This is a genomic window from Ruegeria sp. BB5 (assembly GCF_056539405.1).
Genome location: NZ_JBQFUX010000004.1, coordinates 253,977 through 275,303, shown reverse-complemented (window position 1 = coordinate 275,303; position 21,327 = coordinate 253,977). Strand labels below are relative to the sequence as shown.

At 58.1% G+C, this 21,327-nt stretch carries 27 protein-coding genes; 11 read left to right on the top strand and 16 right to left on the bottom strand.

Annotation, left to right across the window (positions count from 1 at the left end; translation table 11 throughout):
- Positions 1-131 precede the first annotated feature (131 nt).
- The 3 genes from ACR0DL_RS12725 (at position 132) to ACR0DL_RS12715 (ending at position 2,971) form a co-directional block, all read left to right on the top strand.
- A complete protein-coding gene (locus ACR0DL_RS12725; protein WP_480689493.1) occupies positions 132-1,823 on the top strand; it encodes an acyl-CoA dehydrogenase family protein in 1,692 nt (563 codons plus the stop codon).
- A 159-nt stretch (positions 1,824-1,982) separates the two neighbouring features.
- Positions 1,983-2,537, top strand: coding sequence for a hypothetical protein (locus ACR0DL_RS12720; protein WP_480689491.1), 555 nt, complete (start codon positions 1,983-1,985; stop codon positions 2,535-2,537).
- A 41-nt stretch (positions 2,538-2,578) separates the two neighbouring features.
- Positions 2,579-2,971, top strand: coding sequence for an META domain-containing protein (locus tag ACR0DL_RS12715; RefSeq protein ID WP_480689489.1), 393 nt, complete (start codon positions 2,579-2,581; stop codon positions 2,969-2,971).
- On the opposite strand, the gene recO is transcribed toward ACR0DL_RS12715, so the two are convergent.
- The gene (recO, locus tag ACR0DL_RS12710) at positions 2,955-3,680 is read right to left on the bottom strand and encodes a DNA repair protein RecO (RefSeq protein WP_170411319.1); all 726 of its coding nucleotides are present in this window, start codon (positions 3,678-3,680) and stop codon (positions 2,955-2,957) included. The two genes, ACR0DL_RS12715 and recO, sit on opposite strands and share 17 nt — an antisense overlap.
- Before the next feature lie 207 nt (positions 3,681-3,887).
- On the opposite strand from recO, the gene ACR0DL_RS12705 reads away from it, so the two are divergent.
- Positions 3,888-4,328 (top strand): cupin domain-containing protein, encoded by a 441-nt coding sequence (locus ACR0DL_RS12705; protein WP_480663229.1) that lies wholly within the window; start codon positions 3,888-3,890, stop codon positions 4,326-4,328.
- Positions 4,329-4,518: 190 nt separating this feature from the next.
- Here the strand turns inward: ACR0DL_RS12705 and ACR0DL_RS12700 are convergent, their stop codons facing one another.
- The 3 genes from ACR0DL_RS12700 to era form a co-directional block, all read right to left on the bottom strand.
- Positions 4,519-5,418 (bottom strand): hypothetical protein, encoded by a 900-nt coding sequence (locus tag ACR0DL_RS12700; RefSeq protein WP_480689487.1) that lies wholly within the window; start codon positions 5,416-5,418, stop codon positions 4,519-4,521.
- A 112-nt stretch (positions 5,419-5,530) separates the two neighbouring features.
- Positions 5,531-5,860: a DUF1491 family protein gene (locus ACR0DL_RS12695; protein WP_170550886.1), complete on the bottom strand. Its 330-nt coding sequence runs from the start codon at positions 5,858-5,860 to the stop codon at positions 5,531-5,533.
- Positions 5,857-6,765 carry a GTPase Era gene (era, locus tag ACR0DL_RS12690; RefSeq protein WP_170360038.1) on the bottom strand — a complete coding sequence of 303 codons (909 nt, stop codon included), beginning with the start codon at positions 6,763-6,765 and terminating at the stop codon, positions 5,857-5,859. Before era ends, ACR0DL_RS12695 begins: the two co-directional genes overlap by 4 nt.
- 157 nt (positions 6,766-6,922) lie before the next feature.
- Between era and ACR0DL_RS12685 the strand changes: the two genes are divergently transcribed.
- Positions 6,923-8,299, top strand: coding sequence for a multicopper oxidase domain-containing protein (locus ACR0DL_RS12685; protein WP_480689485.1), 1,377 nt, complete (start codon positions 6,923-6,925; stop codon positions 8,297-8,299).
- 62 nt (positions 8,300-8,361) lie between these two features.
- Here ACR0DL_RS12685 and rnc read toward each other — a convergent pair whose 3' ends face one another.
- The 9 genes from rnc to folK all read right to left on the bottom strand — a co-directional run bounded on the left by rnc (position 8,362) and on the right by folK (position 15,990).
- Complete coding sequence (rnc, locus tag ACR0DL_RS12680; protein ID WP_480689483.1) at positions 8,362-9,042, bottom strand: ribonuclease III; 681 nt, start codon at positions 9,040-9,042, stop codon at positions 8,362-8,364.
- Entirely contained in the window at positions 9,039-9,875 is an 837-nt protein-coding gene (lepB, locus tag ACR0DL_RS12675) for a signal peptidase I (protein ID WP_170411328.1), read from the bottom strand. The genes rnc and lepB overlap by 4 nt, the downstream gene beginning before the upstream one ends.
- A gap of 57 nt (positions 9,876-9,932) precedes the next feature.
- On the bottom strand, positions 9,933-10,352 hold the full coding sequence (gene acpS, locus ACR0DL_RS12670) for a holo-ACP synthase (RefSeq protein WP_170350370.1): 420 nt from the start codon (positions 10,350-10,352) through the stop codon (positions 9,933-9,935).
- 1 nt (position 10,353) lies between these two features.
- A complete protein-coding gene (locus ACR0DL_RS12665) occupies positions 10,354-11,331 on the bottom strand; it encodes an NADPH:quinone reductase (protein ID WP_480689481.1) in 978 nt (325 codons plus the stop codon).
- 39 nt (positions 11,332-11,370) lie between these two features.
- A complete protein-coding gene (locus tag ACR0DL_RS12660) occupies positions 11,371-12,117 on the bottom strand; it encodes a pyridoxine 5'-phosphate synthase (RefSeq protein ID WP_480689479.1) in 747 nt (248 codons plus the stop codon).
- On the bottom strand, positions 12,110-12,808 hold the full coding sequence (locus tag ACR0DL_RS12655; protein WP_170360028.1) for a DUF2062 domain-containing protein: 699 nt from the start codon (positions 12,806-12,808) through the stop codon (positions 12,110-12,112). The genes ACR0DL_RS12660 and ACR0DL_RS12655 overlap by 8 nt, the downstream gene beginning before the upstream one ends.
- 16 nt (positions 12,809-12,824) lie before the next feature.
- Positions 12,825-14,957 carry a RelA/SpoT family protein gene (locus ACR0DL_RS12650; RefSeq protein ID WP_170360026.1) on the bottom strand — a complete coding sequence of 711 codons (2,133 nt, stop codon included), beginning with the start codon at positions 14,955-14,957 and terminating at the stop codon, positions 12,825-12,827.
- 26 nt (positions 14,958-14,983) lie between these two features.
- Positions 14,984-15,337, bottom strand: a complete 354-nt coding sequence (gene rpoZ, locus ACR0DL_RS12645; protein ID WP_170350365.1) for a DNA-directed RNA polymerase subunit omega — start codon at positions 15,335-15,337, stop codon at positions 14,984-14,986.
- Positions 15,338-15,432: 95 nt separating this feature from the next.
- Positions 15,433-15,990: a 2-amino-4-hydroxy-6-hydroxymethyldihydropteridine diphosphokinase gene (gene folK, locus ACR0DL_RS12640; RefSeq protein WP_480689477.1), complete on the bottom strand. Its 558-nt coding sequence runs from the start codon at positions 15,988-15,990 to the stop codon at positions 15,433-15,435.
- A gap of 152 nt (positions 15,991-16,142) precedes the next feature.
- On the opposite strand from folK, the gene ACR0DL_RS12635 reads away from it, so the two are divergent.
- From ACR0DL_RS12635 to ACR0DL_RS12610, 6 genes are all read left to right on the top strand, one after another.
- A complete protein-coding gene (locus ACR0DL_RS12635; protein ID WP_058283597.1) occupies positions 16,143-16,718 on the top strand; it encodes a LabA-like NYN domain-containing protein in 576 nt (191 codons plus the stop codon).
- 192 nt (positions 16,719-16,910) lie between these two features.
- Positions 16,911-17,861 (top strand): 4-hydroxy-3-methylbut-2-enyl diphosphate reductase, encoded by a 951-nt coding sequence (gene ispH / locus ACR0DL_RS12630; protein ID WP_480689475.1) that lies wholly within the window; start codon positions 16,911-16,913, stop codon positions 17,859-17,861.
- On the top strand, positions 17,858-18,310 hold the full coding sequence (locus ACR0DL_RS12625) for a DUF3429 domain-containing protein (protein ID WP_170350363.1): 453 nt from the start codon (positions 17,858-17,860) through the stop codon (positions 18,308-18,310). Before ispH ends, ACR0DL_RS12625 begins: the two co-directional genes overlap by 4 nt.
- Positions 18,307-18,891, top strand: coding sequence for a class I SAM-dependent DNA methyltransferase (locus tag ACR0DL_RS12620; protein ID WP_170398668.1), 585 nt, complete (start codon positions 18,307-18,309; stop codon positions 18,889-18,891). Before ACR0DL_RS12625 ends, ACR0DL_RS12620 begins: the two co-directional genes overlap by 4 nt.
- Positions 18,884-19,351: a ribonuclease HI gene (gene rnhA, locus ACR0DL_RS12615; RefSeq protein WP_170360020.1), complete on the top strand. Its 468-nt coding sequence runs from the start codon at positions 18,884-18,886 to the stop codon at positions 19,349-19,351. The genes ACR0DL_RS12620 and rnhA overlap by 8 nt, the downstream gene beginning before the upstream one ends.
- Entirely contained in the window at positions 19,348-19,971 is a 624-nt protein-coding gene (locus tag ACR0DL_RS12610) for a trimeric intracellular cation channel family protein (RefSeq protein WP_170411345.1), read from the top strand. The genes rnhA and ACR0DL_RS12610 overlap by 4 nt, the downstream gene beginning before the upstream one ends.
- On the opposite strand, the gene speB is transcribed toward ACR0DL_RS12610, so the two are convergent.
- The 3 genes from speB to ACR0DL_RS12595 form a co-directional block, all read right to left on the bottom strand.
- On the bottom strand, positions 19,968-20,789 hold the full coding sequence (gene speB / locus ACR0DL_RS12605; RefSeq protein ID WP_480689473.1) for an agmatinase: 822 nt from the start codon (positions 20,787-20,789) through the stop codon (positions 19,968-19,970). The genes ACR0DL_RS12610 and speB overlap by 4 nt on opposite strands.
- Positions 20,790-20,852: 63 nt before the next feature.
- Complete coding sequence (locus ACR0DL_RS12600; protein WP_170398659.1) at positions 20,853-21,089, bottom strand: GlsB/YeaQ/YmgE family stress response membrane protein; 237 nt, start codon at positions 21,087-21,089, stop codon at positions 20,853-20,855.
- Position 21,090: 1 nt separating this feature from the next.
- The gene (locus ACR0DL_RS12595) at positions 21,091-21,327 is read right to left on the bottom strand and encodes a hypothetical protein (RefSeq protein WP_170350357.1); all 237 of its coding nucleotides are present in this window, start codon (positions 21,325-21,327) and stop codon (positions 21,091-21,093) included.

The window sequence follows — 21,327 nt, the reverse complement described above, 5'->3', positions numbered from 1 at the left end:
ACTCTTGGCACGCGCTGCATCGCAAAATCGACAAAGCAATTTTCGAACTTTTTCACTGCTTAATTCGCATTTTTGTTGCGCTGCACGTGCAGCATGGTATGACCAGACGACTCTAAAGAAGGACGTGATTCATGGCCCATGACGGACAGGATATGACCCATATGACGACATCCGCGATTTTGCCCGACCTTCTGACGCTGACCCGCGCGGCCCTGCCTGCCGTTGAAGCAGTTTTTGAACGCGCCCGCGAGTCGGTCCGCGGGATAGTCACCGCTGACGGCCGGGTCTCTGGCGCGTTGATTGAAGCCAATCAAACCGCCGCCCACGGCCTTTCGTGGCTGGCGACGTACAACCAATCACTACAACAGATGCAACGCTGGGCCGAAGCCCTGGATGCAGATGGCAAATTTGGCGAAATGGAACAGCTGTTGCATCAGATCGCCTTTGGTGAGTACCTGCATCAGGTCGCAGGTGGCATCCCGATGAACCAGGGTGAGGTCGTGCGTCTGCAAGATATGGGCCTTGGCTGGGACGCCCTGTCTGGTTTCCAATGCACCGAAGTCCAGACGCTGATGGCTCAGGCCAACACACAGGCCGCCCGCACACAACTGGTTGGTCTGATGGGTGATCAGGCCGGTTCCACCATGTTTGGCGCCTCGGGTCTGGATGAAGAACTGGAAATGATCCGCGACCAATTCCGCCGCTATGCACAGGAAAAGGTCGAACCGAACGCCCATGACTGGCACCTCAAGGACGAGCTGATCCCGATCGAAATCATCGAAGAACTGGCCGAAATGGGCGTCTTCGGCCTGACCATCCCCGAGGAATTCGGCGGCTTCGGCCTGTCCAAAGCCTCGATGTGCGTGGTGTCCGAGGAACTGTCGCGCGGTTACATCGGCGTCGGCTCGCTGGGCACCCGGTCCGAGATCGCGGCCGAACTGATCATCGCAGGCGGCACCGACGAGCAAAAGGCCAACTGGTTGCCGAAACTGGCCAGCGCCGAGATCCTGCCCACCGCTGTGTTCACCGAACCGAACACCGGATCCGACCTTGGCGGCCTGCGTACACGCGCCGTCAAGGATGAGAACGGCGATTACCAGATCACCGGCAACAAGACCTGGATTACTCACGCAGCCCGAACCCATGTGATGACCTTGCTGGCGCGGACCAATCCGGGCACTACCGATCACCGCGGCCTGTCCATGTTCCTGGCTGAAAAAACACCCGGCACGGACGAGAACCCCTTCCCCACCCCCGGCATGACCGGTGGCGAGATCGAAGTGCTCGGCTATCGCGGCATGAAAGAATATGAGCTGGGTTTTGACGGTTTCCATGTGAAAGGTGAAAACCTTCTGGGTGGCGAAGAGGGCAAAGGCTTCAAACAGTTGATGGAAACCTTCGAGTCGGCCCGTATCCAGACCGCAGCCCGCGCCATCGGCGTGGCACAAAGTGCGCTGGATATCGCCATGCAATACGCGCAGGACCGCAAGCAATTCGGCAAATCGCTGATCAACTTCCCCCGTGTCTCGGGCAAGCTGGCGATGATGGCGGTTGAGATCATGATCGCGCGACAGCTGACCTATTTCTCGGCCTGGGAAAAGGATCACGGCCAGCGCTGCGATCTTGAGGCAGGTATGGCCAAACTGTTGGGCGCGCGTGTGGCCTGGGCGGCGGCGGACAACGGTCTGCAAATCCATGGCGGCAACGGCTTTGCGTTGGAATACAAGATCAGCCGTGTCCTGTGCGATGCGCGTATTCTGAATATTTTCGAAGGGGCTGCCGAAATCCAGGCTCAGGTTATCGCAAGACGACTGCTGAGCTGACCGTTTTCGGTATTCCCGTTTCCCCAACTGACCCGGCCCTGGCGCCGGGTCTTTTTCTGTTCGGGGCAGGTTGTGATCCGCTGATGGCGAACTTCCCCTTTGATCTCAGGTACGAACCTGGTTAGAGCATCCTGCGCTCAAGAAAGAATGGCACGAAGAATGACCAGACGACTTTTCGCATTGTGTGCGGTTCTAGCCGCAATCGCCCTTGGTGGATGCGCCACCAAGCAACCGACCGTCGGCCAAAGCGATATTGACGATCTCGCGATGGCCATCCAGGCCCTTGGCCCCGAGGTCGATCCGGCCGAGGCAAACAAAGCCGCCACGATTGCCTACTCTTATTCCCAGCAATTGAAGCAGGAATGGAACGTCACAGACTCAGCCATCATCCACAACGCCAAGGTCATCAACGGCTTTCGCGAGTTTGGGCTGTGCAATGATTGGGCTCAGGCCATGACCACACGCCTGAAGCAAGAGAATTTTCGCACGCTGGATCTGCACTGGGCGACTTCCCCGCCGACGGCGTTTCGGATCATCCACCACTCGGCTCTGATCAGTGCCAAGGGGGATTCGATGTATGACGGGATCATCCTTGACCCTTGGCGCGCCAGCGGCGCACTGACATGGGCGCCTGTCCGGGAAGATAGCAAGTATAACTGGCGCCCTCGTCTGGAGGTCCGTGAAGAATTGATTAGCGGCGAGATCCCCTACTGACGTCGGTTCCGTCCACTCAAAGGTTGCGCTAAGACCATCCCATGACCCGCCTGATCCTGACCCTACCCCTGCTGGCCCTTTTCCAATGCGACAAAGACGAAACCGTCGCTGCCTACGGCGCGGCAGATCAAACATGGGCGTTGCAGGAAATCAACGGACAACCCTTTGAGACCAGCGCCCTGTTGCGCTTTCCCGAGGAAGGCAAGATAGCAGGAAATGCCCCTTGCAACAGCTACAGCGGTACTCTGAACGCGCCATATCCGTGGTTTGAGATTGCAGACCTGACTGCGACCCGCGCCGCCTGTGCCGGGCTTGAGGCTGAAGGGTTCTACTTCGCAGCCCTTATGGCCATGACCCAATCCGAGGTCTCTGGTGATGTATTGATCCTGCGAAATGAAGACGGGCACGAGATGGTGTTTACAGCCGTCGAGTAAACTGATCCACAAATCGTGCCCGCGCCTCTGGCAACGGGTGGTGCCCCAGCGACGGGGCCACGCGGTGTTCCAGAAAATACCCGGTCGTTTGCAAACCCGCTGCGATCTCTGCGTCCGGCGCAGCGCCTTCTCCGCGCAGGCAAGGCGGCAGAGGTAACAGCTTATCCGCCCATTCCCCTGCCGCTTCGCCGCTGACCGCCCGGCCGGATTTGGGCGAGACATAAACAAGCCCCTCACGTGCGCCCGTCACGGCGCATACGGACAAATCAAGCCCGAACCCAAGCTCTTCCAACATGGCCAGTTCCCACCGTAGATAAGCCAGCGGCCAGATTTCATCCTGGCCCAGCAAATCCATCAGCTGTTCCGTCTGATTGTAGACGGCAGGGTGCGGCTCTCGTTCCGGCAGACAAAAGGACAACAAGGAGACAACAGCGTTTAACCCGGCCAGCGCCAAGCGCCCCGAAAACGCCGCCGCCGCGCGGGATCGCAGGGGTTCAACCTGAAACGTTCCGATATGTTCCTCAAGTCGCGCGCGCCACAGAACGTCCAACTGCGCCCCCGGTTGCAGGATCGGCGCGGTCTTGCGGCTGGCGCCTCCGCGCACAACCCCAGCATGGCGACCGTGGCCCTCGGTAAAAACCTCGATGATCGCCGCCGTTTCGCCGTGGCGGCGCGAGGTCAGAAGGATGCCGTGATCACGCCAATCCAAAGTGGGCTCCTGATGGCTATAAAGCTTCCCGGCCACAAGACCGCAACAACCGATCATGCGCAAGATATATGCCGGTTCCGCTGCAATTCTGTAAAAGTCCCCAGACCTTCCGACAAATGCTATGATCAACGGCACCGGCGCGCTGTTGGGGCAGGTTCATTGATTGATTTGAAAGGGATACGCCCCGAGAACAGACAGGAGTACACCATGAAAACACCTTTTTTCACCTCACCTTCCGACTACCCTGAACCCCTGAACGTTCTTGGCGACAAAATCACTGTGCTAGCACGTCTTGAACAGATCGGGGATTATGCAGTCACGCTCAATTACGGTCACGAAGGCAATGGCCCACCGCCCCACACGCACCCATGGGATGAGACCTTTTTTGTGGTGAAGGGCGAGGTCGAATTTGTGATGGACGGAGAAACCAAAAGCGCCCCCGCTGGCACGCTAGTCCATTTCCCGGCCGGTGCTGTACACAGCTTTAAGTTCGGCCCCGGCGGGGCGCATCTACTTGAGATAAGCGGAAGAGGTTCACGCGCTATAGAGATGTTTACAGACCTTGATCGTGAAGCACCAGGCCCCGTTCAGGACGGTGCAAAAATTGCCGAGGTATTGCGCAAAACCGGGGTGGAACTGGCTGGATAAGAGTGGTTTCTTTGCGCGTCAATCGACAATTGTCTGTGCGGTATCAATACCTCCGATTTTGACGCGACAATTAGATTCAGAAGTATGCCGTGATCGCACTAGGCCAATCCCGGTCCCCCATGGCTCCAGGTTTTCGGAGGATAGTCGCAGGTCGGGTAGTCTAGAGGGAAAAACTGAACCAGAAGGGCAATTAGAACCTTACTCTGAATGCGAAGCCGACCAATGGTGCCGTTTCGTAATTCTGGCGACTGAGTTCCGAACCATTTGCATCGTCCAACGTCAAACGGCCATCCAACTCAGCCCCTGCAAAGACATTCAACGAAACGCCAGGATTGGGACTGTAACCTAATGCCAGCACAACAGGGATGCTTTTGTCTTCACCCACCCCATCCGGAGCCAAGCCATCTCCATCCAATCGAAACCGTATTCTCTCGGAGCGAGCCGAAAGCGACAGGTTCATTTCGTTATTTAGCGCGTAGCTGAGCGTGAGTCCTGGACCTTGCGTAGCACCAATCCCTGAGCCTGTGTTCAAGTTCCAGCGGTCGTTTATATCCCAATCCACCAACAAGGCTGGGAAGAAATCGATATCGTCATCCTCCAACTGCGAAAACACGCCAAATGCAGGGCCGATGGTAAGACGCTCACTTAGCTTCCATGCAATACCCGCAAAAGCTCCATAGGTACGTCCGTCCGAGGCAGTAGCGCCGCTTTGATAGTCCCATCTGATCTGTGGCGATATAAAGGCGGTGGCTGTATTTCCAACTCGAAACCGCACTGGCAAGGAAACGCGAATGTCTCGGATATCTTCCCAAGGCTGGTTATTTGCTTCGCTAAAGTTGTAATCGAACCTACCGAAGCTAGCCGACACCCCAACGGAGTTCCCTCCGTCCATGTTATAAAGCGCGGTGGTTCGCACAAAAGCACGGCTTGCCGAGAACTCTCCACCTCCACTCAAACTCGCATCGCCCTGAAAAGCAGCAAGCCCGTCAAGTTGATAGATCCAACCCAATCTGGGCTGCGCCGCTGCGGAAGTCGCTGTGCAAACCAAGAGCAAAAAGGGAAGATGGCAGGCTAACAAGAAGGTTTTCATAAATTCCAAACTCTTAGGAAGGGGGCACAATTCCAGATAGTATTTCAGTGTGCAGGGTGTAACGCAAAATAGAAATAGATTGTTAGACTTTGTCCGCCAGACCAAGCTGCAGTTAATCCAGCCCTTCTTCTCCAAGAAGATGCCGCCCCTGCCGGTCTTCTACCTCAATCACCCAAAGGTCTGGGTCAAAGCTGCGCTGGCGTTGAATGGCTTCATCCACATCCATTTCCGCACCGCTGGAGAGTTCAACCCATTTACGCTCGCCGCTCATCAGATCAAAGCTGCGTTGGAAGGCCACGGCTCGCCCGTCCAGAGTGTTCAGCTTAACCAGCACAGCGCCGGCCGTGTCGTCCCCGTGGGCCACCACGTAGGCCGGAATGTCCTGAAACCGCAGCCGCGCCAGATAGGCGTGGACCCAGAAATCAGCCGTCAGGCGCGTCATGCGTTGCCGTCTTTGAAATCCAGCCCCATTTCCGAATAGCGCTCGGATTCTTCCAGCCAGTTCGGGCGCACCTTGACCTGCAGGAACAGATGAACCTTGCGGTCGAGGAACTCTTCCAACTCGGCCCGCGCTGCCTGGCTGACGGCCTTGATGGTCTCGCCGCGTTTGCCCAGAACAATACCTTTGTGACCGTCGCGCATGACATAGATGACCTGATCGATCTTGGCAGACCCGTCCTTGCGTTCTTCCCAATTCTCGGTCTCGACGGTCAACTGGTAGGGCAGTTCCTGATGCAGGCGCAGGGTCAGTTTCTCTCGCGTCATCTCGGCGGCGATCATGCGCATCGGCAGATCGGCGATCTGATCTTCGGGATACAGCCAAGGTCCTTCGGGCAATTCCGCCGCAAGCCACTTGCGCAGGTCTTCCACACCATAGCCACGCTCGGCCGAGATCATGAAGGTTTCGGCAAAAGGATAGCGCGCGTTCAGATCGCTGGTCAGCGCCAGCAGTTTCTCGGACGGAACCTTGTCAATCTTGTTGATGGCCAGCGCGATGGTACGGCCCTGCCCGATCTCTTCCAGACCTTCCAGGATGCGTTCGACCCCTTCGGTGATGCCGCGATGCGCCTCGACCATCAGCACGACGACATCGGCGTCGGCGGCGCCACCCCATGCGGCGGCGACCATGGCGCGATCCAGACGACGTCGGGGTTTAAACAGGCCGGGCGTGTCAACGAAAACCAGTTGCGCATCCCCTTCCATCGCCACACCACGAATGCGGGCGCGGGTGGTTTGCACCTTATGCGTCACGATCGAGACCTTAGCCCCGACCATGCGGTTCAGAAGGGTGGATTTGCCTGCGTTGGGCTCTCCGATCAGGGCGATAAATCCGGCGCGTGTGGTCATGTGTGTTGCGATCCTGTTTGCAAGTGCGCACCCCTATAGCAGAAAGCCCCCGCGGGCCAGAGGCATTTGTCGCATTGCGGCCATGCGGTCGGGATGGCATCACCGGATCACGCCACGCCAATAACAGCCAGGCAATCCTTCTTTTCATGAGGCTGAAATGAACCGTCGCGAGTTTCTTTTAGGCAGTGGTGCCACCGCCGGGGCGTTAGGACTGGGATGCATAGGTTTAGCGGCAGGTGCGCAAGAGCTGGTCGTCCAACCCGCCAGCTTTGCCCTGCGCGATCAGGTCACCACCGGTATGGTCAGCCTGTCGCCCGACGCGCCGCCTCCGGTTTTACATGGCAAACAGGGTGAGGTGATGCGCCTGCCGGTGCGCAATACCCTGCCTGATTATACGGCGATGCATTGGCACGGGCTGCGTATTCCGAATGACATGGACGGGGTGCCTTATCTGACCCAAATGCCGATTGGACCGGGTGAGGTGTTTGACTATGAATTCACGCCTCCGGATGCGGGCACCTATTGGTATCACCCTCATTGCATGACGATGGAACAGATGGCCCATGGTCTGACCGGAGTGCTGGTGATCGCCGAGGCCGCAGATCCCGGTTTTGACAGCGAGCAGGTGATCAACCTGCGTGATTTCCGCCTGAATGATGACGGGTCGTTCCTGCCTGCCTACACTGCGCGCGGGGCCGCAAGGGCAGGAACCTTTGGTAATGTGCAAACGGCGAACTGGCTGGATGGGCCGGTTTATGATCACGTCGCAGGCAGCCTTGTGCGTTTGCGCGTGGTAAACACGGACACAACCCGCATCTACAAGGTGCATCTGAACGGTGCCGAAGCCCGAATTATCGCATGGGACGGTCATCCGGTCGAAGTTGACTTTCCATTGCCCAGTGCCGATGACCCCTTGCTGATTGGACCCGGACAGCGTGTGGATTTTGCTTTGAAAATGCCACTAGGCGAGGGTCAGACTGTCGATCTGATGGCCAAGTTTCCTGGACAGCCGCATCGCTCCATGACCCGCTTGCGTGGAGTTGGTGCGCCCGTCTCGCGCGATCTGCGCGAGCTGCGCCCCCTACCCGTGAACCCCACAACAAAACCGGATCTGGCGAATGCCGAATTGCACGAATTTGTCTTTGGCTGGACACCCGAAGGAGGCGAACCGATCAATGGGTTTTGTGGCTCTCTGGGGTATAACTTCTGGTCGATCAACCGAACGCCTTGGCCAGGGGATGCGGCGAAAGGGGTTGGTCCGTTGGCCACGCTGCAACGAGGTAAAAGTTATGTTTTGCGGTTGCGTAACGAGTCACCGAACCTGCATCCGATCCACCTGCATGGGTTGGCTTTTGTACCGATAAAATCGAACCTTCGCCCGTTACCACCATTGCTGACCGACACGATGTTGCTGTTGAAAGATGAGGTGGTCGAGATCGCGTTGGTCGCCGACAACCCGGGCGACTGGGCGTTTCATTGCCACGTGATCGAACATCAAAAAACCGGGCTAACCGGATATATTCGGGTGGATTGAGGTTCAGTTTGACCACACCAATACGGGCGAAAGGGGGCTTACCCCCTGCCCAAGACCACAATCTATTTAGGTAGGTTTTCCAACAGCGATTTGGCTGCGGCCTGTTCTGCCTGACGTTTTGAACCTGCGGTTGCCTGAGCCTCGGTGCCGTCTTGCAGTCGAGCGGCAATGGTAAAGACGGGGGCGTGATCCGGGCCGCTGCGCTTGATCTCGACATAAGACGGCGGCTTTTGGCCCCGCGCCTGCGCCCATTCCTGCAACGAGGTTTTGGCGTCCCGCGCATCAGCTTCGACCGTGTGGATACGATCGCCCCAAAGCGCCAGAATTACATCCCGCGCCGCGTCGAACCCCGCATCGCGATAGATCGCGGCAATGACCGCCTCCATCGCGTCGCCCAGCAGGGCCTGTTTACGACGGCCGCCAGACATCATTTCAGATCGGCCCAGTTTCAACACCGCGCCCAGATCGATCTGACGGGCCACGTCGGCGCAGGCCTCTTTGCGGACCAGCGCATTGAAGCGGGGGGCAAGTTGGCCTTCGGATGCCTTCTTGTCAGCCTCAAGCAGAGCCGTCGCCATGACCAGGCCCAGAACGCGGTCGCCCAGGAACTCTAGCCGCTGGTTATCAGGCCGGGTAGCCGAAGAGACCGATCCATGGGTCAACGCGCGCACCAGCAGTTCGGGGTCTGCGAACTCATACCCCAATCGCTGCTGAAACGCTTTTATCTCGGCGGAAAGCTTCAATTGATCGCCTTGAAGAAGCGGTCACCACGCCAGGTCCAGAAGAACAGCATCGACCGACCCGCGGACGAGAACATGATCCGATCAGCACGACCAATCAGGTTTTCATAAGGAACATACCCCACGCCCCCGGCGGATTGTGGCAAGCGGCTGTCGCTGGAATTGTCGCGGTTGTCACCCATGAAGAAATAGTGGCCTTCGGGCACAGTATAAATGCCGGTGTTGTCCGAACCCTGATTGGTGATGTTCAGCACGTCGTAAGAGACCCCGTTGGGCAAGGTTTCGATCAGACGGCTCTTTTCGCAGACACCGCCAATGCCGACAGGCCCGTTCTCGCAGCGCGGGCGCAGGCCTTGCGGGCCTTGAGGTTCGGCGATTTCGGTAAAGACGCCGTCGGGTTGTTGCGGCACTGGTGTGCCGTTCAAGATGATCTGCCCCTCACGGACCTGAACGCGATCCCCCGGCAGGCCGATCAGCCGCTTGATATAGTCACGCCCGGTGACGGGATGACGGAAAACGATGACGTCGCCGCGCTCGGGCTCACCACCCCAAATGCGCGTGTTGTCACCTTTCATCCAACCGCAAATATCTTCCGCATCGACGTTCAAGCCGACGCTGGGAATAATCAGGCTTGGGCAAGAAGCATAAGAATAGCCATAGGCCATTTTATTGACGAACAGAAAGTCCCCGATCAGCAACGTCTGTTTCATCGAGCCGGAGGGAATCCAGAACGGCTGAAAGAACAGGGTACGGAAAACGCCCGCAATCAATAGGGCATAGACGATGGTTTTGATCGTCTCCCACACGGGATTTCCGGTTTTGACGTCCTCGGCCATACTGCTCTCCGGTCCTTTGGTTGTTGGGGTGCTACATGCGGGGCCGACGGGGGCAAGTCAAGGCTGCGTGGCGTTATCTTGAAGTGGTCGGGCCTCGATCACCACGAAGGCCTGTGCCCAAGGGTGGTCGTCTGTCAGAGTGACATGGATGATGGCTTCATGACCCTCGGGCGTCATCTCTTTCAGACGTTCGGCGGCCCAACCGGTGACATGCATGACGGGTTGGCCTGTACGCAGGTTAGTGACCGCCATATCCTTCCACGCGATACCCATGCGCAGGCCGGTGCCCAGCGCCTTGGAACATGCCTCTTTCGCGGCCCAGCGTTTGGCATAGGTCCCGGCCGTATCGGCGCGGCGCTCGGCCTTGGTCTGTTCAGTATCGGTGAAAACACGATTGCGGAACCGGTCGCCAAACCGGTCGAGCGTACCCTGAATGCGTTCGATATTTGCGAGGTCTGTGCCGATGCCAAGGATCACATCAAACCTCCAGAACCACGGTGCCCAGTTTGTCACCGGCTTCAACCATTTGGTGGGCTGAAGCTGCGTTGGCCAGCTCCCCGCCTGGTACTACCGCATGGTTCAATGCCCCCTGCTCCAGCCATTCACTCAGTTGTGCTTCGCCCCGGCGCCGCGCGGCAGCATCCAGTTGGTAGACAATCAACATATGCAAGCGGATGTTCTTGAACATGAAGCCGTAGAAATCGAGCTGTGGTCGCATTTGCGACACGGATGAATAACTCGCGATGGTGCCGCCCGGCCGGATCAGTGCCAGAGACGCATCCTGGTTTGCCGCAAAGTCCACTTCGACAATGCGATCAACGCCCGCACCGTCTGTCATTTCCAGCACGGTCTCGGCCACGTTCTGGGTGCGGTAATTCACAACCTCGCTTGCGCCAGAGTGCGCAGCTTTTTCCTGTGAGCTGACCGTGGTGATAACCCGCGCTCCGCCAAGAGCGGCCATTTGGCAGGCGTAACGCCCCACAGTGCCCGCCCCGCCGGTCACCAGGATGGTTTTGTCAGCGATCGGCCCGTCAGCATACAAGGCGTACCATGCGGTCATTGCCGGAATCCCAAAACACGCACCTTCGGCGAAACTGGTGGTGTCAGGAAGGGTAACGGCCTGCTCTGACGGTAAAACAATATACTCAGCAGCGGTTCCGAACGCGCGTTGCCACTGGCCGTTCCAGATCCAGACCCTTTCACCGACCCGAGACGGATCGACATCGGAGCCAACTGACACAACCACTCCGGCACCATCCGAATGTGGAATGACAAGCGGGTGCTGCATGACGGCGCCTGGCCGCGCGCCACCCCGCAACTTAACATCCGATGGATTGATTCCGGTGGCTTTGATCTGAACCACCACGTCACCCGGCCCGGCCACCGGATCAGGTATATCGATCAGTTCAAGCACGTCTTCTGCCGGACCAAAGTTACGATATGCAATTGCTTTCATTACATTACCTCACCTTCCGACATTGGATACACAACACGATCACCCCCGCGCTTCATCCATCAACCGTCGCATTTCGGCAATCGCGGGGGTCAGGCCGCGAAAGATTGATTCACCGATCAGAAAGTGACCGATGTTCAACTCGCGCACCTCAGGGAACGCGGCGATGGGTTGCACCGTGTCGTAGGTCAGGCCGTGGCCCGCGTGAACCTCCAGTCCCAGCGAGTGGGCATAGGCGGACATCTCGCGCAGTGATTCCATTTCGCGCGCGGCCTCGTCCATGCGGCCCTCGGCGTGGGCATCGCAATAGGCGCCGGTGTGCAGTTCGATTACTTCTGCGCCGATGCGGTGGGCAGCTTCGATCTGGCGCTGGTCGGCTGCAATAAAGATCGACACGCGACACCCCGCCTTGCGCAAAGGGGCGATGTAATGGGCCAGCTTGTTTTCCTCGCGCGCAACCTCAAGCCCGCCTTCGGTGGTCCGCTCTTCGCGTTTTTCGGGAACGATGCAAACCGCGTGCGGTTTGTGGCGCAGGGCGATCTGCTGCATTTCGGGCGTGGCGGCCATTTCAAAATTCAACGGCACCGACAGAACCTCCATCAACCCATCGATATCAGCGTCCGAGATATGGCGGCGATCTTCGCGTAGGTGAGCAGTGATGCCGTCGGCACCGGCCTCCTCAGCCAGCTTGGCCGCGCGCAAAGGGTCAGGATAAGCCCCGCCACGTGCATTACGCACGGTGGCCACGTGGTCGATATTCACGCCCAGACGCAGGTGTTTGTCAGACATCGCTTGATTCCTTTCCCGAATTCCGGCCCGAGCCTAGAGGGTTTGCCACCGGAACGGCAGCCTTGGTTTCGGCCAAACGTTTGATTTCATCGAATTTCGCCTTGATCCGGGCGCGGCGGCGCTGCTGATAGGTGCGTACCACCGGCAGGCTGAGATAATAGCAGATATACCCGGCAATCAGCCCAGGAAAGATGCCGCCGATCAGATAAGGAAAGAACACCTCATCATAAAACACACTTAGCCCGCGCCAATCGGCATCGCGGCCCGTGAACATCGCCATGAAGTTGTTCTTCAGGTCACTCAACGCCTTGAAGAAGCTATCCATCAGGCCGTGGGTTTCTTCCTCTTCAAAGTCGTCACCCAAAAGGAAATGGCCCGTTTGCAGGCAGACGACCCCGATGGGCACATAAGTCAGAGGGTTGCCAAAGAAGGTACCGCTGAGCGATGCCAGCAAATTGCCATTGAAAATCCGGCTAAGCAGGGCCGCGATAAAGAAGTGGAACCCATAAAACGGCGTGAACGCCGTGAACACGCCCACTCCGACACCACGCGCGATACGCTCAGGTGAATCGGGCAGCCGCCGGATGCGGTGTTTGACGTAATGAAAGGCACGGGTCCAGCCGCCGCGCGGATAGATGAATTCCGAAGCGATCTGAATGGGCGAGCGTCGGTCTCGGCGCTTGAAAACCACTCCTGATCACCCCTTCTCAGCCTGCCGCAACTGCGGTTTTTTCCCGATTCCGATGCCGCTCGACCGCGGCAACGTCGCTTTCAGCCTCAAGCATCAACATCAGCGAATGCAACTGTTCAAGGTCACGCAGTTCGACAGAGATCAAAAGACGGTAAAAATCCGGTTTGCGGTCAACGAATTCCAGGTTCGAGATATTGGCCTTTTTCTCACCTATCAACGTACAGATACGCCCCAACACCCCAGCGTCATTGCCGATGGTCAGGTCCAGCGTCACCCCATAAACTGCCGGGTGTGTGCCCGAATGCCAGTGCAAGTCGACCCATCGATCCGGTTCGCTTTCATAGTCGGACAAGCGGTCGCAATCGATGGCATGAACCACCACGCCCTTGCCGCGAAAAGTGATGCCGACGATGCGTTCGCCCGGCAACGGCTGGCAACAGGGCGCGCGGTCGAATTTCTGCCCAGGCTCCAGACCAATCACAGCACGACGAGGGGAAATGGCGTCGCCATCGTCTTGGGTCAGCTCCGGGTAAACGGCGCTGACCACATCATGTGCCGTAAGCTCAGCACTGCCGAGGCGGGCCAGCAGCTCGTGCCGGTCTTTCAGACGCAGGTGCTTGGCTGCGGTGTCCAGCGCCTTGTCGGTGGCCTTGCGCCCGACATGATCAAACCCTGAACGTGCGAGTTCTTTGCCCAGTTTGATGAACCGTTCACGATCCACCTCGCGCAGGGCGCGACGGATGGCCGTGCGGGCCTTGCCGGTAACTGCGATTTCAAGCCATGTGACCTGTGGGGTTTGCCCATCCGCAGTAATCACGTCCACCGATTGCCCGTTCTTGATCCGGGTCCACAGCGGCACACGGATACCGTCCACCTTGGCCCCGACGCACGCATGGCCGATCCTTGTGTGGATGGCATAAGCAAAATCAATCGGCGTCGCGCCGCGCGGCAGTTTCACCACATCACCCTTGGGCGTGAAGCAGAACACCTGGTCCGAATACATTTCAAGCTTGACGGCTTCGAGGAAATCTTCGTGATCATCCTCGCTGTCGAACTGTTCGGTCAGATTGGCAATCCACTTGGCAGGATCGACTGCAAACGGGTTTTCCGATCTCACACCGTCGCGATACGACCAGTGCGCCGCGACACCGGTTTCGGCCACGTCATGCATCTGACGAGTGCGAATCTGAACCTCGACCCGTTTGCCATCACGCCCTGACACCGTCGTGTGGATCGAGCGATATCCGTTCGATTTCGGCTGGCTGATGTAATCCTTGAACCTTCCCGGCACCGCACGCCAGCGCTGGTGGATAGCGCCAAGGGTACGGTAACAGTCTTCTTCGGTCTGGGTGATGATGCGGAAGCCATAGATGTCGGACAGGCGTGAAAACCCCTGATCCTTTTCCTGCATCTTGCGCCAGATCGAATAAGGTTTTTTGGCGCGGCCAAACACTTCTGCCTCGATCCCGGCCTTTTCAAGCTCGTGCCGCATATCGCCGGTGATGCGGTGGATCACATCGCCAGTTTCCCGTTGCAGAGTAATAAAGCGGCGGATGATAGATTGGCGGCCTTCGGGGTTCAGCACTCGGAAGGCGAGGTCTTCCAGTTCCTCGCGCATCCACTGCATACCCATCCGTCCCGCAAGTGGCGCGTAGATATCCATCGTCTCGCGCGCCTTGACCACCTGCTTTTCCGGACGCATCGCTTTGATGGTGCGCATGTTGTGCAAACGGTCGGCAAGCTTGACCAGAATAACCCGCAGGTCCTTAGACATGGCCATGAACAGTTTGCGGAAATTCTCGGCCTGTTTGGTCTCACGGCTGGACAGCTGCAGATTGGTCAGCTTGGTGACGCCATCGACCAGCTTGGCGACCTCATCCCCGAACAGCTCGGACACTTTGCCATAGCTGGCCTTGGTATCCTCGATCGTGTCGTGCAGCAGCGCTGTGATAATTGTCGCATCGTCCAGACGCTGTTCGGTCAGGATGGCGGCAACGGCAACGGGATGGGTGAAATAGGGTTCGCCGGAATGGCGGAACTGACCGTCATGCATCTGCATCCCGAACTCATAAGCCCGGGCGATGCGGTCGGCATTGGTTTTGGGATTATAGTTGCGGACCAGCGCAATCAGGTCTTCAGCAGAAATCATCCGGTCCGCACCTTCGTGTTTGGGGGTTACCCCTGGCCTTGAGCCTCCATCAGAGCGCGCAGCAGCTTCTCTTCCGACATGTCATCCTCGACCGGTTTGTCCGATTCCGCACCCATCAGCAGAGCCATCTGATCTTCTTCTGGCTCATCCACCTCGATCTGGGTCTGGTTAGCTTCGATCAGACGCTCGCGCAGCTCGTCGGCACCTTGGGTTTCGTCCGCGATCTCGCGCAGCGACACAACAGGGTTCTTGTCGTTGTCACGGTCGACTGTGATCGATGCACCGGCGGAAATCTCGCGCGCACGATGGGCGGCAAGCATCACCAGTTCAAACCGGTTTGGAACCTTGTCTACGCAATCTTCAACCGTCACGCGGGCCATGGGGCGCTCTCCGTTACTGAATCCATGTCAGGAAGACGTTTATCTAAGGGCGAATCCCCGCCTTGACAAGCAGGAAATGGCGTCAATTGCACCATTCACAGAGGGGTTACAGCCTCGACATCCTCGGTAGGCAGACTTGCGACCATCTCGGTGACGGTCCGACCAAGCACCGGGTGCCGCCAATCAGGGGCTACATCCGCCATCGGAACCAACACGAATGCCCGGTCCTGCAGGCGCGGATGTGGCAAGATCAATTGCTCGGGCGCCTGCTGTTTCTGCGCGTCGGGCGGCAGGTTAAGCCAATGGTCGTATTCAGCACGATCCGGCAGTATAAGATCGTCATAAGAGACCAGATCCAGATCCAATGTCCGCATGCCCCACCGTTGCACCCGCTCGCGGCCAAATTCGTGTTCGACCTCATGCAGTAATTGCAGAACCTCGGCCGGGGTCTTTTCAGTCTCGATCAATGCAGCGGCATTGACGTAATCCGGCCCAGCTCCGGCAGGGAAACAAGGGGTCTCGAAAAAGCGGCTGACGGCGCGAATCACCACCCCCTGACGCAAAATCGCGTCAATAGCCCTTTGGAGTGTCAGCTTGGGCCCAGATGATCTCAAATTGAGATTCGCACCCAGTGCAATCACTGATTCTGACAAAGATTTGCTCCTACTACTCGCTATATTCGGTGAATTGCATGGTTGCGATACATGATAAAAGCCCTAATTATAGGCATATCAGCGCGCCGCCTATTTTCTAGCTCACTCACCTAATCATCCGGCGTTCTGGTTAGTACCGGAAGGATCTATTTATGTTTTATAAAGACGAACGGCTAGCGCTGTTCATCGACGGCTCGAATCTTTATGCGGCCGCAAAAGCACTGGGGTTTGACATCGACTATAAATTGCTGCGCCAGGAATTCATGCGCCGCGGCAAGATGCTTCGTGCTTTCTACTACACAGCGCTATTGGAAAATGACGAGTATTCGCCGATCCGTCCCTTGGTTGACTGGCTGCATTACAACGGCTTCACGATGGTGACCAAACCGGCAAAAGAATACACCGACAGCATGGGGCGTCGGAAAGTCAAAGGGAACATGGACATCGAATTGACCGTTGATGCCATGGAACTTGCACCGCGCGTTGATCATATCGTGCTGTTTTCGGGCGATGGGGATTTCCGCCCGCTGATTGCCAGCCTTCAGCGCCAGGGCGTGCGTGTTTCGGTTGTTTCGACCATCCGCAGCCAGCCGCCGATGATTTCGGACGAGCTACGTCGCCAGGCCGACAATTTCATCGAACTGGAAGACTTGCGCGATGTGATCGGGCGGCCTCCGCGGGAAATGCCGATGGAGCCGCGCAGCGTTGCGGCTGCAGGCGGGCAATAAGCCCCGGCCACCTATCAAACCGGGGAAAGTAATCGGCGCGGTCAGTGTCTCAATCCTGACCGCGCCATTTTTAACAATGAACAGGTGCTGAAACATCTATTGGCTAGCACCGATTCATGTCAGGGAAATGACAAGCTCCTGTCTGGACCAAGGCCGGGAAAAGACTTACCTGTGGCCTAAGGAGACCGTGACATGACTAAGCCACCCCTGACTCTTTACCTTGCTGCCCCGCGCGGATTCTGCGCCGGTGTCGACCGCGCCATCAAGATCGTCGAGATGGCGCTGCAGAAATGGGGCGCGCCGGTCTATGTGCGCCACGAGATCGTGCATAACAAATTCGTCGTCGACGGATTGCGCGCGCAGGGTGCCGTGTTCGTCGAAGAACTGGACGAATGCCCCGACGACCGTCCGGTAATCTTCTCAGCCCACGGTGTGCCAAAATCCGTCCCCGCGACCGCGACACAGCGCGAGATGATCTATGTCGACGCAACCTGCCCGCTGGTGTCCAAGGTCCATGTCGAGGCCCAGCGCCACGCCGAGTCCGGGTTGCAAATGATCATGATCGGTCACAAAGGCCATCCCGAAACCGTCGGCACCATGGGTCAGCTGCCCAAGGGTGAGGTTCTGCTGGTAGAAACCGTCGAGGATGTGGCCACCGTACAGGTGCGCGATCCGGGTAAACTGGCTTTTGTCACCCAGACCACCCTGTCGGTGGATGACACCAAGGACATCATCGCCGCGCTAGAACAACGGTTCCCGGCCATCGTTGGACCGCACAAGGAAGACATCTGCTACGCCACCACCAATCGGCAAGAGGCCGTCAAGGCCGTAGCCCCGAAGTCGGATGCCTTGCTGGTTGTCGGCGCGCCGAATTCCTCGAATTCGCGCCGCCTGGTTGAGGTCGCCTCGCGCGCAGGCTGCAATTACGCGCAGCTGGTGCAACGCGCGACCGAGATCGATTGGCGCGCGCTCGAAGGTATCTCGTCGGTTGCGATCACCGCCGGGGCGTCGGCTCCCGAAGTGCTGGTCGATGAAGTGATCGACGCCTTCCGCGCCCACTATGACGTGACCGTCGAGCTGGTCGAAACCGCCACGGAAAATGTCGAGTTCAAAGTGCCCCGCGTGCTCAGAGAACCTGCATGAGGGGCATACCAACGGCCCCGCTTTTTCTTGGACTGGCGGGGCTGATCCCGTTTATCTGGGGCGCGCTGACTTATCTGAACGATGATCTGCATAGTTGGGGTACGCAGATGTTTGGCTCGCGTTTCGTCGGGCCCTATGTACAGCTGTTCTATGGCTCGGTGATCCTGAGCTTTATGTCCGGCGTTTTGTGGGGATTCGCCACCAAAACCTCGGGCGGCAAGGCGGCGACATGTTATGCCCTGTCGGTTCTACCCGCGCTATGGGCGTTCTTTAAAACCGGGGGCGGTCCTGTCAGCACCGGCACCAATCTGATGTACGGTTTTGCCGGGTTGTTGGTATTGGATGCCATCTTTGCCTATTGGCGGCTGACCCCAACCTGGTGGCTGCGGTTGCGAGTCATGTTGACCGCCGTCGTGTTGGTCTGCCTCGCCGTAGGAGTATACCTGTGACCGACGATAAAACGATCAACGCCTATACGACACGGGTGGCGGAGTACCTGCAAGTCCCCCTGCCCCCGGAACAGATCGAGGCCCGCCTGGCCTTTACCGAGGCCATTGGCAGTGGCCACATTCTGGATCTGGGTTCGGGCCCGGGATCAGACAGCGCCTTTTTCATGCGCGAGGGTCTGACCGTCCGCGCACTGGACGCAACCCCTGCCTTCGTCGAACACGCGCGGGAAAATGGTGTCGACGCGCATCTGGGCACGTTTGACGATGTGACCGAGGTGGACGCCTATGACGGCATCTATGCCAGCTTTTCCCTGCTGCACGCCCCCCGCGCAGATTTCTCGCGCCACCTGGCGGCCATTCACCGGGCACTGAAGTCCGAGGGCATCTTTTTTCTCGGCCTGAAGCTGGGCACGGGCGAACACCGCGACGATCTGGATCGCTACTACACCTATTTCTCTCAGACCGAGATCGAGGCTGCGCTGGAAAAAACCGGGTTCACCATCGACCGGATCACCACCGGTATGGGAACGGGTCTGGCCGGGTCTTATGACGGGTTCATTCTGGTGCTAGCCCATGCCTGAACTGTTTGCCTATACCGACGGAGCCTGTTCCGGCAATCCCGGACCCGGTGGCTGGGGCGTGTTACTGCGCGCAATGGATGGCGACAAAGTCTTGAAAGAGCGCGAGTTGAAGGGCGGAGAGGCCGAGACCACCAACAACCGCATGGAACTGCTAGCCGCGATCAATGCGCTAGAGGCGCTGGAACGCGCCTCGAAAATCACCGTCATAACCGACAGTGCCTATGTAAAGAATGGCGTGACGGGGTGGATTTTCGGATGGAAGCGGAACGGCTGGAAGACCTCGAACAAAAAACCGGTCAAGAATGTCGATCTGTGGCAGCGGTTGGATGAGGCCCAGACCCGGCATGATGTGACCTGGGAATGGGTCAAGGGTCACGCGGGCCATCCCGAAAATGAAAAAGCCGATGAGCTAGCCCGCGCCGGCATGGCACCATTCAAGCCCCAAAAGGCCAAATCGTGAACGGTCTGGCCCTGCTGGACTATGCCTCGGTTCTTGTCTTTGCCCTGACCGGTGCCTTGGTGGCCAGCCGAGCGCAGCTGGATTTGGTGGGCTTTGCCTTCATCGCCTGCCTGACGGCAGTAGGCGGTGGCACTGTGCGCGACGTTCTTTTGAACCGGCATCCGGTATTCTGGATTGGGCAGCCCGACTATATCCTGATCGCCGTAGCCGCAGCGGTGCTGGTGTTTTTCACCGCTCACCTCGTTGAAAGCCGTTATAACTGGCTGATCTGGCTGGACAGTTTTGCCCTGTCTATTGCGGTCGCGGCTGGAACAGGTGCGGCGCTGTCGTTGGGGCAGTCCGGCACCATTGTGGTTCTGATGGGTGTCTGCACCGGATGCTTGGGCGGGCTGATGCGCGATGTGGTTTGCAACGAGGTACCGCTGGTTTTGAAACAGGGCGAGCTTTACGTCTCGTGCGCTTTCGCGGGTGCTGTGACCGCCGTGATCGCACACCGTCTTGGGGTCGACGAGCTTGTGGCGCTGGCGACCTGCGCGCTGATCTGCTGGGCCTTGCGGGCGGGGTCATTGCTGTTCGGCTGGAGACTGCCCGCTTACAAAAGCCGCCCGCCCCGCCATTAGCGCGACAACAACCGCGCGCCAATTTCCTTGACGAATTTCGCCGCCACCATTGCGGTCATTCCGTAGGGATCGCGATGGGGGTTCAACTCGACGATATCCGCACCAACAAGCTGACCTTCGAACCGGTGGATCATATTGATCACCTCACGCGTACTCAACCCGCCGGGTTCATGGTGCGACACGCCGGGCGCAAAAGCCGGGTCCAGCGCGTCCAGATCTAACGACAAATAGACCGGGCCGTCAAAACGGATATCCAAATCAGGGCGCCAGTTGCGCATGTCGATGACCTCGACCCCGAACTTGTCGGCCTGTTCCTGCTGGTGTTTGTTCATGGTGCGGATGCCCACCTGCACAAGACGATTGATCTGACAGGTTTCCATCACCCGCGCGAACGGGCAACCGTGGCCCAAAGGGCCGATCTGCTGGCTTTCATACAAGTCAGGATGCGAGTCGATATGCAGGATGTTCAGCCCCTCATACCGCTCAGAATGCGCCTTGATCAGCGGATAAGCGACCGAGTGGTCCCCGCCCAGTGACAACAGCCGCGCACCGGTTGCGATGCGGGCGGCAGCGCCCTTTTCGATCCGGTCGATGGGTTCCTGCCCGATCATCTCGAACACCTCCAGGTCGCCGGTATCCTTGAAGCGGTCCGTCGCGCCCAGATCGGTTCCATCCTCGGCTGTCAGATTGGCGGCCCCGGAATGCAGCGCTTCGCGGATACGACCCGGTGCAAAGGCAGGTCCTTGCAGAAAAGACGAATGCAAATCCAGCGGCACTCCCATCAGAGCGACGTCACCGGAATTCAGGTTATGTGGCATGAGGCACCTTTCAGGTTGGATATTCCGGCGATCTGGCTGGCATCCTGCCCAAACGTCAAGAGGTTAGCGGCGTAGATAGGTCTGCCAGATCCAGATCACCAACAATGCGCCGAGTACCGCGCCCACAAAGCCCGACAGCCAACCTGCCACTGTAATAAAAAAGCGCAATAGGAACCCACCCACCAGCGCACCCATGATTCCGATCAGCATGGTCGTTGGTATGTTCGCCTCAATCCGCATCAACCGGGTGGCCAGAAATCCGGCAGCGGCACCGATGACGATCAGGGCAATGACGGGCACGTTACTTCCTCCAATGCGTTGGCACGATAATCAGCGCACCAATGGACGACAGAACTGCGTTCAGACCGGGCGAGCCAAAACTGATACCGAACATGATGCGGACAAAATAGAACAGAAACGCCCCGCCCACGCAAATGATGATCGAGGGCAGGTATCCGTTATGGGTAAACCCGGTCTTCTCGGCCAGATAGCCCACGATACCGGCAATCACGACGGTGCCCATCAAGACCATGAACAT